This is a genomic window from Agrobacterium fabrum str. C58 (genome assembly GCF_000092025.1).
In the GTDB taxonomy this organism is placed as follows: domain Bacteria; phylum Pseudomonadota; class Alphaproteobacteria; order Rhizobiales; family Rhizobiaceae; genus Agrobacterium; species Agrobacterium fabrum.
Genome location: NC_003063.2, coordinates 2,061,344 through 2,075,577 on the forward strand (window position 1 = coordinate 2,061,344; position 14,234 = coordinate 2,075,577).

The following is a 14,234-nucleotide window of genomic DNA, read 5'->3' on the forward strand; positions in this document are numbered from 1 at the left end:
CTTTCCGTTGGTAAGAAGGCATGGCATAAAAGCATTATGAAAAGTGAACACACCATCGAAGCCACCATTGCTCGCCATGCACCTCACGACGGTACGTTTGAAACGCAGCTGCCGGGGTTGAAGCTCATTCGCTGTTCCGAGACGACATTGCCGATGCCTGTCGTCTACGAGCCGACACTTTGCCTCGTCGCACAGGGGCGAAAGCAGGCGGTTCTCGGGCAGACAAGCTTTGTCTATGATCCCTCCAGCTATCTGGTCGCCTCCGTTGATCTTCCGGTCATGGGATCGGTAATCGAAGCATCGAAAGACAAACCTTATCTTTCGATGCAACTCGACCTTGACACCGTGGAGTTGGCGGATCTGGCAATTCGCTATCCTTCAGAACAGCACGCGCCAATCAACGGCCCTATCGGCCTGTTACTTAACAAGGTGGATGAGGGTATCATTGATGCCGCTTCGCGTCTCCTTGCGCTGCTGGACACGCCTCGAGATATCGACGCCCTTTCACCGCTGGCGAAGCGTGAGATATTATATCGTCTCATTACCGGTGTTGGAGGAGCGGCGTTGCGACAGATCGTGCAAGCTGGCGCGCATGTCAATCAGATCGCACGGTCTATTGTGTGGATCAGGAAGCACTTTCGCGAGACCTGTTCGGTGGAAGCTGGCGCCGAAGTGGCCGGGATGAGCCGCTCTACGTTTCACGCGCATTTCAAAGCGGTCACCAATATGAGTCCACTAGAATTCCGCACACAGCTTAGGCTTCAGGAGGCTCGTCGTCTGATGCTTAGTGAAGGTCTGGACGCAGCAACCGCAGGTTTCCAGGTCGGCTATGCGAGTCCGTCCCAGTTTTCGAGAGAATATGGCAGGGTTTTCGGCATGTCGCCCGCCAAGCATGCGAATGCTTTGCGCCAATCGCCCAAGCAGTGGATTGAACCCTTGGCACCAGTGAGTTGATGTGTTTCCTCCGCTATCTTTGAACCTGGGTCAGTAAAGTCGGCGCGGTGGCAGCCACGCATTGAAGATATTGCTCGAAACCGACGCTGCGGCGTGTTTGTCACCGTCAAGTACGTACCAACCGTCCCCAACAGTGAAATGATTTGACGGCCGGCGAGGTAGGATGGATGAGGACGTTAGACGAAAAGCCCAGCGCTCGACAGCCGGTTCACCGACTGACCAGCCGCGCCTTTCGTGACGCCAAGATCTGCTGCCATTGGCGTGAGCACTGCCGTGGATAGCAATTCGCTGCTGATCATGGCAGAACTGTCTAAGGTCCGTGCTTGAAACAGAAGGGACGACACGGCGATTGACTGCTTTGCCTCGTGCAGCCACCAGACTGTTGATTGCCACTGAGAACTGACCCCAGGCTTCGCGAAGATTGTGAGGCACTTATTCGGGAGGACTATGCCCGTTGTAATCCTGGTGACTCGCTGGAGTGGTTAAAACATCGAGCGCGCTTTTCGAAACTGGACCAGGGCATCCTTTATGAATGGATAGGTATCGCATCGAAACGAGTTCGACAGCAGGAATAGAGGCCAACTGCCCTTGTTATTCGCGCAAAGCAGAAGTCATTTTAGCGGCATCCTATCCGTCTGAAAATTACAAGTCTCCGTGGACTCAGGCCCCCGCAACCAAATCCTACGCTACACTATCCAACAATAGCCAAAACTTCGATCCAGTACGCCAAAACGCTACAATCAAACAGGCTAAATCCCCGACATAAAACACTAATTCTAAAATCAACAGGTGCAAAGCGGGTTGCACGTTTGCGTTGACGATGCGGCGTGCCTGAGGGATATATGATGTGGCGGCAGTTAAATGCCGCATCCCTCACAGGCCGGAAGCGCCACGCGGAATACATATCTTTCATCGAAGTTGCCGGAGCTCGTTGATCTTGTCATGGCAACGCCGCTTGTTCATGCCGGGGCGGTCACGAAAACGCTCGGGGTTACGCCGCAGGCGGCGCGGCGGATCAGCTCGCTGCGGGCGCGACGCTTTTGAAGTCGAGAGTGATCAATAGCGCAACGACGAATGCGGCGACTGTGGCAAACAGAAATGCTCCGGCGAAGATGGAAAGCGCTTTTGCCGCGCCTATGCCAAGGTCGTGCATGAACCAGCGCACCTGTGCTTGTGCATACCAGAACAAGGCAACGCCTATCGCGAAGACATGGAACTTGATGCCTGCCTTGAGCACAACGTTCCAGGCGGTCGGCTCTATCTGTTCGATGCATTCAGCAAGGCGCGGATAAAGTTCCATCTTGTCCGTCAGGCCCATCAGGGTTTCGGTGACCCCGGTCTGATTGGACAGCCAGTCGCCTGCGCACGATCATGCAGAGCGTCGCGCGGCAGGTTTCGCTCGATCCCGGCGACGGCATGGATCTGTGAGGCACCCATGACAAAACCGCCCCGCAAGCACCGCCTCTCGGTCTATCTCGATCCTTCCGTCATGCGCCAGCTCGCCGAGTATGCCGCGCGCCGCGACCATTCCCGTTCGCTGGTGGCGGAGGCCGCCATCGAATCCTCGCTCTCGCCCGACGCCGCCGAACGACAGGAAGCTGCCATCACCAAGCGTCTCGATCAGGTCGATCGTCGTATGATGCGGCTTGAACGCGACGTCGGCATCTCGATCGAGATGATCGCCGTCTTTGTTCGCTTCTGGCTTGCAACCACGCCAACCCTGCCGGAACCAGCTGCTCAGGCCGCGCGCGCCAAGGCTGCCGAACGCTACGACGCCTTCGTGACTGCGCTAGGGCGACGTCTCGCCAAGGGGCCGAGCCTTCGTCAAGAAATACCGGAGGATGTTACTGTGCCCAATCCTCATGGTGAACGGGAATGAGATGGTTCCCAATCCCAACCGGTCAGCCACGAATATTGATTTATTGTGAAATTCCGATTTTCGAAAATATACTAACGACCTACGACCAGAAATCAGGTGGCCGAAATGAGCTTATGCGGGCGTCGAGCGGCTGCGAGGCGGCTTCGCGTGCGGAAGCGGATTTGACGAAGAAACGCGTTGATCCTTGACGTGGTCTATCGAATCCGTCTTGTTTGAAGCTGGAACAGAGCCGAACTTTCCCATAGATTGAGGCGAAAGTAACATCAAAGTAGGGGCCTCATAATGGAAGCTAAATTTTCGACTGGCGACGTTGTACAACTTAAGTCCGGTGGGCCAGCAATGACGATTTCGGAAGTCCAAAAGGACTACGGCAATTTCAAGGGAAGTTATCGCTGCAAATGGTTCAAGGGTGCTTCCAACGAAACTTCCGTATTTGAAGAGGATACGTTGCAACCCTACGTCGCGCCGAAGAAAGCATGACCGAAGAAGAAGCAGCCCGTTGGATGTTGGCAGAGTATGAAGCAGTGGGCTTTTTATATCAGGAAAGCGCTGCAAGCCACCTGTTCCAACTCAATGACGAAGCCTTGGCGTATTTCGACGCATCTTCAAATCTGTGTGTCGGCAAAGGCGTTTTGAAGATCTTCAATGCGTTGACGCCCGAAGCGGTTTACGAACGTTCGGGCAAATTCTGGCGTCGTCGGCTGGAAACGGATCAACCTGGAAGGCAGCAATAAAAGCTCCCAACCCCGCTTTGGCCGGACGACGGGAACGATTGAGGGCTCGGGCGACGGGCCGTCGCGCGAAAACGATCCACCGCTACGGCCAAGGTAGGGCTCCGCCCCGGCCGCGTTCAACCTTGCTTGAACGCTTGTGCCCGTCGTCAGCAATCCAACCACAGAAACTTCGGAACGTGGCCTTGCTGTATCTTCCACAGGATATGATAGGCGTGTTCGGAAATCTTGTCCTGATCCTGCCGTGGCGTCAGATCATCGGCAACCGACACGGCTCGCCATGTCAGGATCGGCAAGAAGCCTCCCGCCAAGAGCCTGTTCCAGCATCTGGCGTTAAGCGCATAATTGAGGGCGAAAAGGGAAATGCGGCGTTAGGCGTTAGCGTGGGCTAAAGGCCCCTTCAGAAGCTCGGTCACACAAGCGCATCCGCCAAAAAGCCACCTCTCATCGCAATCCGCATTTGTGGATTGCAACACATGATTCTATGTGAGAGTATACATAGAATTATGTGATTAGGGCTTTGGAGCGATGGGCTATGAGGGGTTTCTCCGCGATCTCGCGCGCGCTGGCCTGAGCATCAGGGCATTTGCGGAATTGATTGGAATGAACCCTAACTCTGTTTCAAATTATGCCCGTTCAGGAGGGGTTCCCGACCATTTGGCGATCATTGCCGCGTTGGTCGCTGAAATGGGCACCCAAGGGGTTGATTTCCGGGGCGTGATATCGAAGGTAGAACTCACCGTGAAGAAGCCTCGCGGGCGGGCGAAACCCGGCCAGTTTGGCGGCGACCGCCAAGTGCCATTGGACCTCGATCGATGACGGCGTTCAGCTCCCTTTTGGAATTTGGTGCTACTGTGCCGGGCTGGCTCCCCTGGTTGGGGACAGGCTTATGATCGGCATGTACAATGCCCTGGATGAATTGGGGGCTGATCGCGGGGGTGTTCGTCTTTTCGATCATTCGGCACCAGAGTTGCTTGCCTACTCGACTATCCTCGTGGCTCGGGACCATGATGAGGATTTGCGACTGGTTGAAGGTGTCTACGAGTGGCAGGAAGCTCCGCTCGTATTCCTTGTCGATGGCGACCGGCTAAACGGAGATCTTGATCGGCTCAAGCGGGTTCGACGGATTCTCGCAATGCGAGGCGACGCGCCGTACCTCGGAGTGGTCTATCCCGGAAGATTGGATGTCTATCGGATCGCTCTCGATCGCCTTTCGCTTTCCAAGGCTCGCGTTGACGCTGGTGTCGCCGATAACGAGAGCTGGCTTACCTTTGCACGCTTGGCAAATCTGCGCCCGGCGGCGGAGATTAATGACAGGACTTGGATCACCGGCGTAATTCTGAAATTGCTTGACCAAGCCATATCGTCTTTAAAAGGCAATAGCGGCCTCTCCGGCGAGGACGCGATATCATTGGTGGGCAGGGCGCTCTTCATGCGCTTTCTTGCTGATCGTGGCCTGCTGCCATCAACTAGTAGCATTGTTGGCAGTGAGAGTTCTGTCGATGAGTCTGGTCTCGAAGATCATGAACTGTTTGACCGGCCAGATCTAGTTCGCCTTTCCTGCGCATGGCTCGATAAGACGTTCAATGGTGACCTGCTGCCGTTGTCGGATGCTGCGTTTCCGAAGCTCACGTTGGAAGCATGTTATGTTCTTGGCTGGAGTGCACCCCATTTCACCGGACAAGTCGGCTAGATTGATTTAGCCCTGATGAACTGCCGAGGGGAAGCCATCTTGAGCGCGGAATGGGGATGGATTTCGTTGTAGTCCTCGATCCATCCGTCGATGAGCCGGAGCGCTGTTTGGGCGTCCGGTAGAGCTGATATCCGAATATAGTCCCGCTTCAACGTTTTGACGAAGGCTTCCGACATGCCGTTCGACTGCGGGCTGGCGACCGGCGTGAAGCAGGGCGTGAGATTGAGTGCTTGCGCAAACAGCCTCGTGTCCCGCGCGGTATAAGCCGAGCCATTGTCAGAGAGATGCTCGATAGCATGCGGGGCTCGGGTTGCATGGAAGCGTTTCTCGACCGCCTCCAACATCATGTCGCGCACGTCTGAGCCGGAAATGCCTGCATTGGCAACGGCCGTCCAGGCGATGATCTCGCGGTCGAAGGCGTCGATGATGAAGGCGAGACGAATGACCTCGCCATTCCAGCAGGCGAACTCCAGGCCGTCCGAGCACCAGCGCAGGTTGGAGCGCATGACCATGACCTTGCCATCGTGGAGGCGGCCCTTGCGAACGGCTGTGTGCTCCAGTAGCATGGCGTGGTTACCCATGATGCGATGGACCCGTTTGGCGTTGACGACAGGCTGATCGGCGGCTCGCCTTTCGCGATTGAGGAGCGCGGCGATCCGCCGATAGCCATAGGTTGGCCTTTGATCCACCAGCCTGCGGATGGCGGGCAGAAGCTCTGCATCCTCGGCCTTGTTGTATGGCCCACGCGGCTTTGATCTGCCTTTCAGCCGCTCGATGAGGTTGGAACGGGAGACGCCCAGCGTGTCTGCGACGGCCTTCATCGCGAACCGTCCTTCGGCAACAAGATCGGCCGCGATATCCGTTTTTTTGAGTCCGCTTTGGAAAGGGCTTCGCGGAGGATTTCGACCTCCATCGTCTTGCGACCGAGCATGCGCTCCAACTCCCGGACGCGATCCTCCAGTTTCTTCACTTCCGAATTCCCGACAACCGGCTCGTCAGAATCCACGGCTGCAGCACCTCCCTCGCTCAAGAGCCTGCGCCACCGATAAAGCAAATTGGGCGCCACGCCATGACGGCGAGCGGTCGAAGATACCGTCTCGCCGGGTTCAAAACTCTGCTCAATGATTGTCAGCTTTTGCTCGGTTGTCCACCGCCTGCGGCGAACATCACCCGTCAGCAATTCAACGTGTCGATAGTCGTTAGACATAAGCCTGTCCTCAAGCCTGTGCTTGAGCCTTTCTGCTTATGCCGACTGTCCGGTCGAAATGGGGGGCAGTTCATTGGCAACATTCTGCGGCGCGCAGAGGGGGGGCAATTGTCCCTGGGTTGGAAAGAGCAGTGGGATAATCTCGACTTCTCGCACATAACAGTTGGAGTGTTGAGCCAAGCCTATGAGTATTACCTGCGTAAGCACGCCCCAAAACAGCAACAGCAGGAGGGCGGCTTTTATACGCCGCATCCGATCGCAAACCTGATGGTATCAGCCGCGTTTCGTGGACTGAATGCTCAGGGTATTTCGGCGGCCGCGCGCATATTAGACCCAGCCGCGGGCGCGGGCGTGTTTCTGCTCGCGGCGTTTCGTGAACTCGTTGCGGCGCGCTGGAGATCAGAAGGGCACAGACCGGACACAGCAGCGCTCCGAGAAATCCTTTACAAGCAGGTGCGCGGATTTGACATCAATGAGGCCGCTTTGCGCTTTTGCGCGCTCGGCCTCTACTTGCTATCGATCGAACTCGATCCAAATCCCAAGCCCGTGGACAAGCTGCACTTCGACGATTTGCGCGGTGTTGTCTTGCATCGACCAGTCGATACCACCGATGTTGATCGTCCCGAAGCAAAGCAGTTGGGAAGCCTCGGCTCGCTTATCGGAGAGGAGCACGACGGCCAGTACGATCTCGTGATTGGCAATCCTCCGTGGGCCAGCGCGACCGGATTGGAAGACTGGAACCTCCTGCTTACGGAGGTTCATAAAATCGCTCGGAGCAGACTCGGAGACGGTATAACCGCTCCTCCTTTGCCCAACGCAGTTCTCGATTTGCCATTTGTCTGGCGGGCGATGCGATGGGCAAAACCTGACGCTCAAATCATATTTGCGCTGCATGCGCGGTTTCTATTCCAGCAAGGGGATGGCATGCCGCTGGCGCGGCAGAGCCTCCTCGAAGCGATGGATGTAACCTCGATCATCAACGGCTCTGAGCTACGCCAGACAAAGGTCTGGCCCAGCATTTCGGCGCCGTTTTGCCTCCTTTTTGCGGTCAACCGGCCTGCGCATACAGCGTCCGGATTTCGGATGCTCACGCCCCGCTATGAAAAGGGTTTCAATAATGCCGGCGTAATGCGGGTCGATGCGACGAACGCGTATGTGGTCCGTCCGCAGGATTTGCGGGAACGCCCGGAGACCCTAAAAATCCTATTTCGCGGCAGTGAGGCTGATCTTTCGCTAATTGACAGGGTTCGTCGAGGCAATTTCACGACGCTGGGACGCTATTGGCGCGAGTTGGGCGATGGAGGTCTCGCGAATGGAAATGGCTATCAGAAGCTCAGAGATAGTAGCAAGAAGCATGATGATGGCACTATCGGCGACGACGCCACTCACCTGCATGGACTTCCTCATCTTGATGACGTGTCGTCCGCAACGTTAGTTATCGATCCTTCACAGCTTCCAGTTTTCGACACTGATCGCGTTCATCGCGCAAGAGATAGAGCTATCTATAACGGGCCGATCTTGCTCGTTCATAAATCCCCGCCTGCCAAGCTACAGCGGATACAGATGTCAGTCTGCGATCAAGACATCGTATTCAATGAGAGTTGGTATGGCTTTAGTTCCAAGGGAGCCGCCGAGGCGTCGTTATTGACGCGCTATCTTGCACTTGTGCTTGGTAGTCGCGTTGCGCTCTGGATATCGCTGATAACCAGCGGCGAATTCGGCTTTGAGCGTGAGGTGGTTGAGAAATCTATCCTTGAGGAGGTGGCGATTCCGCCCTTCGAGTCACTCGCGCAGGATCGGGTGCGGGAGGTAACCAATCTTTTTGCGCGGTTGGAAAAAGAGGGCGGCGACGTTTGGCCAGATGTCGATGCTTGGGTAGCGAAACTCTACGGTCTCGGCGAACGGGACCTGACTGTTATCGACGATACACTGCGGTTTAATCTCCCTTACGCTTCAAATCGGGAATTGGCACAGAGCGAGCCGTTGATCCACCAGATCAAAACCTATTGCCGAACGCTGGAAACCGAACTCACAAGGTTTGCTCAACGTTTCAAATGCACCGTCCGTGTCGATTACATACCTGATCGACAATCATCCCCGTGGCAGGCGCTTCGTATTGTTGCGTGCTGGAACACTGAAGCCGAAGATCAGACGGTGGATTCAATTGCGGATATTCGCGCTCTTACTGCGGTTGCTGATCGCACCAGTGCGACTGAAATTGTCATAGATGAGGGCAAGCACAGCCTGGCTATCATGCTCCTCGCCCAATCTCGATATTGGAGCGAGACACAGGCCCGCCTTGCCGCGCAACGTATAATCTGGACACGACCGGAGTTTTTTAGGGAGAGTCCTGCAGTATGAGTGGACTGATCTCCGGGTTGCAAGATCACCTGTATGAATTGATTCGTGGACAAGAACTGCCTCTACCGGCAATCGACCATTCGCATCTCGAATTCATTCTGGAGCTGCTTCAACAGGCTTACACGGGAATAAAAGCGGATTATCCTGCTGCAGTTTCTAGCGGTGACGAGAAGCACCTCAACAGTTTGATGGTTGATCGCTTGAACCATCTGGTGGGGGCTGACCCTTTGGCGAGTTTGCTGGTTCGCGCGGTTTCGCGTGGCACAGAAACGAAGAATTACGACGCAACCCGTTTTGAGATGCGGCCCGATATTCAAATTTCCCTAACCGGTCGACAGCATTTGTTCCCCTTGATCGTTGAGTGCAAGCTCATCGACATAGCACAGGCAAAGACAGTCGATCTTTATTGCCGGAATGGACTCAGCCGTTTTACGACCGGCGACTATGCTTGGACTAATAGAGAGGCCGTAATGCTTGCCTATGTTAGGGGCACCGCCTCCACGGCAAGCCATCTCAGTCCGTTCCTTGCGACGGCAATGGGGCTTTCCCCGCCAGAATATGCAGTGGTGTCATTGCCGTACAAGTGCGCGCTTTCATTGCCGGACGCCGCTAGATCCGATCATGGCCGCTATTTCGCATATGTGCATGGTGGCCAAAGCGGGGATCTTCCTGGAGATATTGCTGTTTGGCATCTTTGGCTTAATTGAAATAATGCCGCACAGATCGTGTGCAGCATAAATGGTTAGAGCTTGAGAGTGGTTCGTCGTCCGGCGCGGCCTGCGTTTCACAGGGCCACCCCTGCCGCTCGTCAGGAGTGACTGCAAATTCCGAGGCATGTCGCCCCCTGATTCCGAAATGATGCCGCCCCCCAATTCCGATAATTAGTCGCTCCCCTGTTCCGAGATGATGTCGCCCCCTGATTGGGGTGTTTGTCGGGGTTTCCTGCTGGTGAGAAGTTCGTCCCTTTCAGGTGTGCTGAGAGGAAGGAACGCAATGCCAGCGGAGAGAGTAGCGATGCGGCGTGTCCGCGAGATTTTAAGACACAGATTTGAAGAAGGGCTCGGCCACAAGTCGATTGCGGTGCGCGTCGGTGCTGCTCCTTCGACGGTGCGTGAGACATTGCGCCGTCTGGAGCGTGCCGGGCTGTCGTGGCCATTGGCTGAGGATGTCAGCGATGCGGTGCTGGAAGCTGCCCTTTACAAGGCTGCCGGGACAAAGACAGGTCATCGGCGCATCGCCGAGCCAGATTGGGCGCAGGTTCACCGCGAACTGAAGCGCAAACATGTGACGCTGCAGATTCTGTGGGACGAATATATCGGCCTTCATCCTGAGGGTTACCGCTATTCCCGTTACTGTGATTTGTATCGCCATTGGGCTTTGAAGCTGCCTGTGACGATGCGCCAGGATCATGCGGCTGGCGAAAAGCTCTTCGTCGATTATGCAGGCGACACGGTCTCTGTTGTCATCGACAGATTGTCGGGCAAGACGCGGCAGGCCCATGTGTTTGTTGGAGTGCTCGGCGCATCGAGCCTTTCATTTGCCCATGCCCGCTGGAGCGGGACCCTTCCCGACTGGATCGAATGCCATCTGCTTGCGCTTGAGACATTCGGCGGCGCACCGGCTCTGCTTGTTCCCGACAATGCCAAGGTTGCCGTCATCAAGGCATGCCATTTTGATCCGCAGGTCAATCGCACCTACACCGGGATGGCGACACATTACGGCAGCGCGGTTCTTCCAACGCGACCGCGTCGGCCGCGCGACAAGGCGAAAGTCGAGGCGGCGGTTCGCATCGTCGAGCGCTGGCTACTGGGTCGGCTGCGTCACCGCGTCTTCTACAGCCTTGCTGACGTGAACAAAGCGATTGGCGAACTCCTCCACGATCTGAACGACAAACGCGTCTTGCGCCGCATTGGGCGCACAAGGCGACAGTTGTTTGAAGAGCTCGACTATCCCGCGCTGCGACCGCTTCCGGTCGAGCGATATGTCTTTGCTGAATGGAAGATACGCCGGGCAGGCCTCGATTATCATGTCGACATCGACAAGCACTTTTACTCCGTGCCCTACCGGTTTGCCCGAGAGCAGGTCGAGGCGCGGATCACTGCCAACACGATCGAGATATTCTACAAGGGCGAACGGATCGCAGCTCACAGGCGATCGAGTGGCAATGGCAAGCACACGACGACACCGGAGCACATGCCATCTTCCCATCGGCGGTTTGCCGACCGGACGATCGAGCGTATCAGCCGCGAGGCGTCGGCAATCGGATCGGACGTCGCTTTGCTCTGCGACCGCATTCTCGCCGACCGCCCGCATCCCGAACAGGGCTACAGAGCTTGCCTAGGCATTATTCGGCTCGTCAAAGCTTTTGAGCGGGAAAGGGTCAATGCGGCCTGTGGCCGGGCATTGGAAATCGGCGCGCGAACCTATGGATCGGTGCGCTCCATCCTCGACAATCACCTGGATGTGTTCCGTCAACGTCGAACGCGCCTAGTTTGATGGCACTGATTTTTGGGTTCCAGTCGTTTCAATCGGTATGACCAACCCCATTGAGAGAAGTCGTCTGACGCAATCTCGGCTGTTGGCTCAATCTAGTTATGCCAGGTAGCTGTCTGACGCAGGTTGAACGTTAGACAACCACCTCTAGCCTGCCTGAGCGCGACTGTGTCGCCGCGGTTGAGTGCCGCCAGATGGCTTCGATTTTTCCTATTGGCCAGCCCGCCTAGGCAGTCAGAAAATGTAAAGCGGAGACAGTTACACCCGGTTGTGCCGCTATCCACACAACGGTTAATCCTTGTGACGCCGCCCCCCTCGACCTCAACTCAAGTTGAGGTTGTACGAATTTTGAGATGGTCGCCCTGATTTCAAAGGCACCACTTCAGAGGAGGGTATCTTGGTCACATATTTTCGCTATTCGAAACCCAAATATCCCTGCGGAACACGTTTTATTGGAGCCGCCGTTTTGCAGTTGCTCGGTGCTGGATTCTTGGCGTTCGTCTTTTGTCTGCTGGATGGGCTCACTGCAAAACCAACGATAATTCTCGGTCAGTTTGTATCATGCCTAGTGGGGAGCGTCGCCGGCTTTCATTTCGTGGCTTTTCGTCGCCCAGGCACGGACGGCCAACTTTACCTTATCGCGACGTCGCTCTTGGCATTTGGGACCCATTATTGGCTGGTGTCATATTCATTACCTGACCTTTTGCTAGCAAGATTGATTTCAGGATTTGGATCGGGTGTGGTTGTTGCAGGAACTTTCCGACGTCGCTTTCTGGAAAATCCGGTAATTCCCTGCGTTCGATAGACACATATTGCTTTTTTGGATGACGTGTACTTTTCCGGTCTTGGAATAGCGGGATTATGAGGAAGTTGGACGCCCCGTGATTTCACTGAGTTAACGTACCTTGGAATACAGGAAGGCGTCTCGCGGCATATTCGAAAAATTGGGGTGAAAAAGGTACCGTCGAAGCACGGCCTCCTTTGTCATCCCTACTTTTTCCATCACTCTTGCTGACGCCGTGTTCAGAACGTCGCAGGATGCTTCGGTGCGAAAGATGCGCGGATGCGATAACGCGTGTTCTACAGCGAGTTGAACGACCTCGCTTGCAACACCCCGGCCCCACCAGGTTCTTCGGACAAGCCACCCGTAAGAGACCTTGTGGCCCATCGGACGTGCATCAATACGGCCGATTAGTTCATGTGGCCGTTCGCGATGGCAGATGACAGCTGGAAACGATGTACCTGCATTCCACGCACTATAATTTTCTTCAATCGCCCGCTGTGTCTGGCCAAGCTCGGAGTGGGGTTTCCACGTCAGGTACTTCGTCACCTCGGGATCGGTGTTCCACCCTTCGAAAATAGCTTCAGCGTCTGTGGGTACGATGCGTCTAACGAGAAACCGAGTGGTAAAAAACTCTTCGGGAAGTCTGTATTTGTCCGCCACTAAAAATCGCCCTATGTCATCGTTTAGTTTGCACAGAAAATATGGTCCAAACACGTGAGATCAATGACCGTCTTTGGCGTAGCGGCATGATGAGTTCGCTCGGCGCATATCTAACACTGGAGACTACCCGCGGATACGGTCAGCGATAAGCTTCAATCATCGATTTCGTAACATCCTGCGCGAAACAGATTGGCTTCCTGTGCACGACGGCTCGTGCTGCTGGACCGGAGTGTCTTTAAGCCATGCCTTACGCGCCTTTTATGATGTCGCAGATGCCCTTGCGGATGACGTCTTTGTCGGCGATCTGTCCTGCCTGAATATTGAAGACAGCATCGATCCGGACAGCGGCGCCTTTCTGGCGGGCGACAACCCGCAGCGTCTGAATCCTGCCACTTCCGCTGGTTTCCTGATGGGCATCGATTGACGACAGTGCCTTGTTGATCTGGATACCTGAAAAACCTTCTGCCGCGACGGCCTGGGCGAGCTTTTGAAGGACAGCTGGTGCTTTGGCTTTCGGCAGTTCCTGAAAGGATTTGTAAGAGACAGCCGTGACCATCGGTACGCCTGAGACGGTGAAGTTTTTCTCGCACGATGCTGCGAAGGCCGGGCTGGAGAAGGTGATCAGGCCGAGAACTGCGATGGTATGTTTCATATTGCGTAATCCGGTTGTTGGTGAAGGTTTTCAGCTGTTGGCCGCATCAGAATGTCGACCGTTTTCCTCTGTAGGTTGATGGCGGTGGTAATGCTTCATGAGCTTTCGTGAGCGTTTCCAGCCATGTTGCGAGGCCATCGGGAACTGTATCGTTGCCGGCTTCCAGCGCCTCGATCCATGAGAGTTCATATTGCAAGGCAGAGGCAATATTGATCGGCGTCCAGCGGATCACCCGCAGGCATTCATTAAAGCGTTCTGGCGACATGATGATTTGTTATGTTCCCCGTATTTTCGCGCAGAGGCTCCCTCACGCAGCCGCGATAGTCAATCATTTTGTGCAGCTTTTGATAGGCTGAACGGCCCGTATTTAACCTCCAATTCTATCGCGACGAGAGCAGTACGCGCTGCAGGGTGCGCAGGTGGAATATTACACCTTCGCAATTGCTATTAATACATATATTTGTATATTTATACTTGCTGTCGGGAATGGATTTTCCTTTTGGTGAGGGTGAGTGGGTGGTTTGGTTTGGTTAGGATTGGATCAACGAGAGCGTCGATAAAACATATAATTTATTCAATCGGGCGTGAAAAACATATAAATAATCATAAACCAACCGCATTAAGGGGAGGATGGGGATTTGATTGGTAAAGCTCGTCTGTTTGTGCGCAGATAATTTTGGACCGCTATAACCATGTGATTTTATATAGGTTTTTATAGCGAGGTGGATTTATTTATATGGGAAGCGGGAAGGAATCTGATTGGGAAGCGGATTGAAAAGGCGATGAAAACTAGCAGCGATCGATTACAATAACAATATCA

At 54.9% G+C, this 14,234-nt stretch carries 15 protein-coding genes and 1 pseudogene; 10 read left to right on the plus strand and 6 right to left on the minus strand.

Annotation, left to right across the window (positions count from 1 at the left end; genetic code table 11):
- Nucleotides 1-36 precede the first annotated feature (36 nt).
- Entirely contained in the window at nucleotides 37-954 is a 918-nt protein-coding gene (locus tag ATU_RS22925; protein WP_010974250.1) for an AraC family transcriptional regulator, read from the plus strand.
- A 909-nt stretch (nucleotides 955-1,863) separates the two neighbouring features.
- Nucleotides 1,864-1,998, plus strand: a pseudogene (locus ATU_RS22930) (helix-turn-helix domain-containing protein); the annotation flags it as partial.
- Here the strand turns inward: ATU_RS22930 and ATU_RS22935 are convergent.
- Nucleotides 1,970-2,272, minus strand: coding sequence for a hypothetical protein (locus ATU_RS22935; protein WP_035258789.1), 303 nt, complete (start codon nucleotides 2,270-2,272; stop codon nucleotides 1,970-1,972). The pseudogene ATU_RS22930 and the gene ATU_RS22935 sit on opposite strands and share 29 nt — an antisense overlap.
- Before the next feature lie 117 nt (nucleotides 2,273-2,389).
- Here ATU_RS22935 and ATU_RS22940 point away from each other — a divergent pair, with 117 nt between their 5' ends.
- The 3 genes from ATU_RS22940 (at nucleotide 2,390) to ATU_RS22950 (ending at nucleotide 3,567) form a co-directional block, all read left to right on the plus strand.
- Nucleotides 2,390-2,833, plus strand: a complete 444-nt coding sequence (locus tag ATU_RS22940; RefSeq protein WP_010974253.1) for a hypothetical protein — start codon at nucleotides 2,390-2,392, stop codon at nucleotides 2,831-2,833.
- 282 nt (nucleotides 2,834-3,115) lie between these two features.
- Nucleotides 3,116-3,313 carry a YodC family protein gene (locus tag ATU_RS22945; RefSeq protein ID WP_010974254.1) on the plus strand — a complete coding sequence of 66 codons (198 nt, stop codon included), beginning with the start codon at nucleotides 3,116-3,118 and terminating at the stop codon, nucleotides 3,311-3,313.
- Nucleotides 3,310-3,567 carry a DUF6953 family protein gene (locus ATU_RS22950; RefSeq protein WP_010974255.1) on the plus strand — a complete coding sequence of 86 codons (258 nt, stop codon included), beginning with the start codon at nucleotides 3,310-3,312 and terminating at the stop codon, nucleotides 3,565-3,567. The genes ATU_RS22945 and ATU_RS22950 overlap by 4 nt, the downstream gene beginning before the upstream one ends.
- 146 nt (nucleotides 3,568-3,713) lie before the next feature.
- On the opposite strand, the gene ATU_RS22955 is transcribed toward ATU_RS22950, so the two are convergent.
- Nucleotides 3,714-3,860 carry a hypothetical protein gene (locus ATU_RS22955; protein ID WP_162180370.1) on the minus strand — a complete coding sequence of 49 codons (147 nt, stop codon included), beginning with the start codon at nucleotides 3,858-3,860 and terminating at the stop codon, nucleotides 3,714-3,716.
- Nucleotides 3,861-4,092: 232 nt separating this feature from the next.
- On the opposite strand from ATU_RS22955, the gene ATU_RS22960 reads away from it, so the two are divergent.
- Together ATU_RS22960 and ATU_RS22965 are read left to right on the plus strand one after the other, a co-directional pair.
- On the plus strand, nucleotides 4,093-4,383 hold the full coding sequence (locus tag ATU_RS22960; RefSeq protein ID WP_010974257.1) for a helix-turn-helix domain-containing protein: 291 nt from the start codon (nucleotides 4,093-4,095) through the stop codon (nucleotides 4,381-4,383).
- 70 nt (nucleotides 4,384-4,453) lie between these two features.
- Entirely contained in the window at nucleotides 4,454-5,257 is an 804-nt protein-coding gene (locus ATU_RS22965; protein WP_010974258.1) for a hypothetical protein, read from the plus strand.
- On the opposite strand, the gene ATU_RS22970 is transcribed toward ATU_RS22965, so the two are convergent.
- Nucleotides 5,254-6,464, minus strand: a protein-coding gene (locus ATU_RS22970) for an IS3-like element IS426 family transposase (protein WP_164927883.1) whose coding sequence is annotated in 2 segments (ribosomal slippage) — nucleotides 5,254-6,128 and nucleotides 6,128-6,464 — 1,212 coding nt in all. Because the reading frame shifts where the segments join, the coding sequence is not laid out codon by codon here. The two genes, ATU_RS22965 and ATU_RS22970, sit on opposite strands and share 4 nt — an antisense overlap.
- Nucleotides 6,465-6,572: 108 nt before the next feature.
- Here ATU_RS22970 and ATU_RS22975 point away from each other — a divergent pair.
- The 3 genes from ATU_RS22975 to istA all read left to right on the plus strand — a co-directional run bounded on the left by ATU_RS22975 (nucleotide 6,573) and on the right by istA (nucleotide 11,321).
- Nucleotides 6,573-8,825, plus strand: coding sequence for an HsdM family class I SAM-dependent methyltransferase (locus ATU_RS22975; RefSeq protein ID WP_162180366.1), 2,253 nt, complete (start codon nucleotides 6,573-6,575; stop codon nucleotides 8,823-8,825).
- A complete protein-coding gene (locus ATU_RS22980; protein WP_010974261.1) occupies nucleotides 8,822-9,532 on the plus strand; it encodes a hypothetical protein in 711 nt (236 codons plus the stop codon). The genes ATU_RS22975 and ATU_RS22980 overlap by 4 nt, the downstream gene beginning before the upstream one ends.
- A gap of 307 nt (nucleotides 9,533-9,839) precedes the next feature.
- A complete protein-coding gene (gene istA / locus ATU_RS22985) occupies nucleotides 9,840-11,321 on the plus strand; it encodes an IS21 family transposase (protein WP_080728836.1) in 1,482 nt (493 codons plus the stop codon).
- An 892-nt stretch (nucleotides 11,322-12,213) separates the two neighbouring features.
- Here the strand turns inward: istA and ATU_RS22990 are convergent.
- The 3 genes from ATU_RS22990 to ATU_RS23000 form a co-directional block, all read right to left on the minus strand.
- The gene (locus ATU_RS22990) at nucleotides 12,214-12,816 is read right to left on the minus strand and encodes a GNAT family N-acetyltransferase (protein ID WP_338081341.1); all 603 of its coding nucleotides are present in this window, start codon (nucleotides 12,814-12,816) and stop codon (nucleotides 12,214-12,216) included.
- A gap of 193 nt (nucleotides 12,817-13,009) precedes the next feature.
- Nucleotides 13,010-13,414: a hypothetical protein gene (locus ATU_RS22995; protein WP_010974265.1), complete on the minus strand. Its 405-nt coding sequence runs from the start codon at nucleotides 13,412-13,414 to the stop codon at nucleotides 13,010-13,012.
- 46 nt (nucleotides 13,415-13,460) lie between these two features.
- A complete protein-coding gene (locus ATU_RS23000; protein ID WP_113519836.1) occupies nucleotides 13,461-13,679 on the minus strand; it encodes a hypothetical protein in 219 nt (72 codons plus the stop codon).
- Between the last annotated feature and the right edge of the window lie 555 nt (nucleotides 13,680-14,234).

Bases quoted from the DNA above. Each gene is read 5' to 3' on its own strand.
- ATU_RS22960 (WP_010974257.1), top strand. From the start codon at position 4,093: ATGGGCTATGAGGGGTTTCTCCGCGATCTCGCGCGCGCTGGCCTGAGC.
- istA (WP_080728836.1), top strand. From the start codon at position 9,840: ATGCGGCGTGTCCGCGAGATTTTAAGACACAGATTTGAAGAAGGGCTC.
- ATU_RS22995 (WP_010974265.1), bottom strand. From the start codon at position 13,414: ATGAAACATACCATCGCAGTTCTCGGCCTGATCACCTTCTCCAGCCCG.
- ATU_RS23000 (WP_113519836.1), bottom strand. From the start codon at position 13,679: ATGTCGCCAGAACGCTTTAATGAATGCCTGCGGGTGATCCGCTGGACG.
- ATU_RS22980 (WP_010974261.1), top strand. From the start codon at position 8,822: ATGAGTGGACTGATCTCCGGGTTGCAAGATCACCTGTATGAATTGATT.
- ATU_RS22950 (WP_010974255.1), top strand. From the start codon at position 3,310: ATGACCGAAGAAGAAGCAGCCCGTTGGATGTTGGCAGAGTATGAAGCA.
- ATU_RS22940 (WP_010974253.1), top strand. From the start codon at position 2,390: ATGACAAAACCGCCCCGCAAGCACCGCCTCTCGGTCTATCTCGATCCT.
- ATU_RS22925 (WP_010974250.1), top strand. From the start codon at position 37: ATGAAAAGTGAACACACCATCGAAGCCACCATTGCTCGCCATGCACCT.
- ATU_RS22945 (WP_010974254.1), top strand. From the start codon at position 3,116: ATGGAAGCTAAATTTTCGACTGGCGACGTTGTACAACTTAAGTCCGGT.
- ATU_RS22965 (WP_010974258.1), top strand. From the start codon at position 4,454: ATGATCGGCATGTACAATGCCCTGGATGAATTGGGGGCTGATCGCGGG.
- ATU_RS22935 (WP_035258789.1), bottom strand. From the start codon at position 2,272: ATGGGCCTGACGGACAAGATGGAACTTTATCCGCGCCTTGCTGAATGC.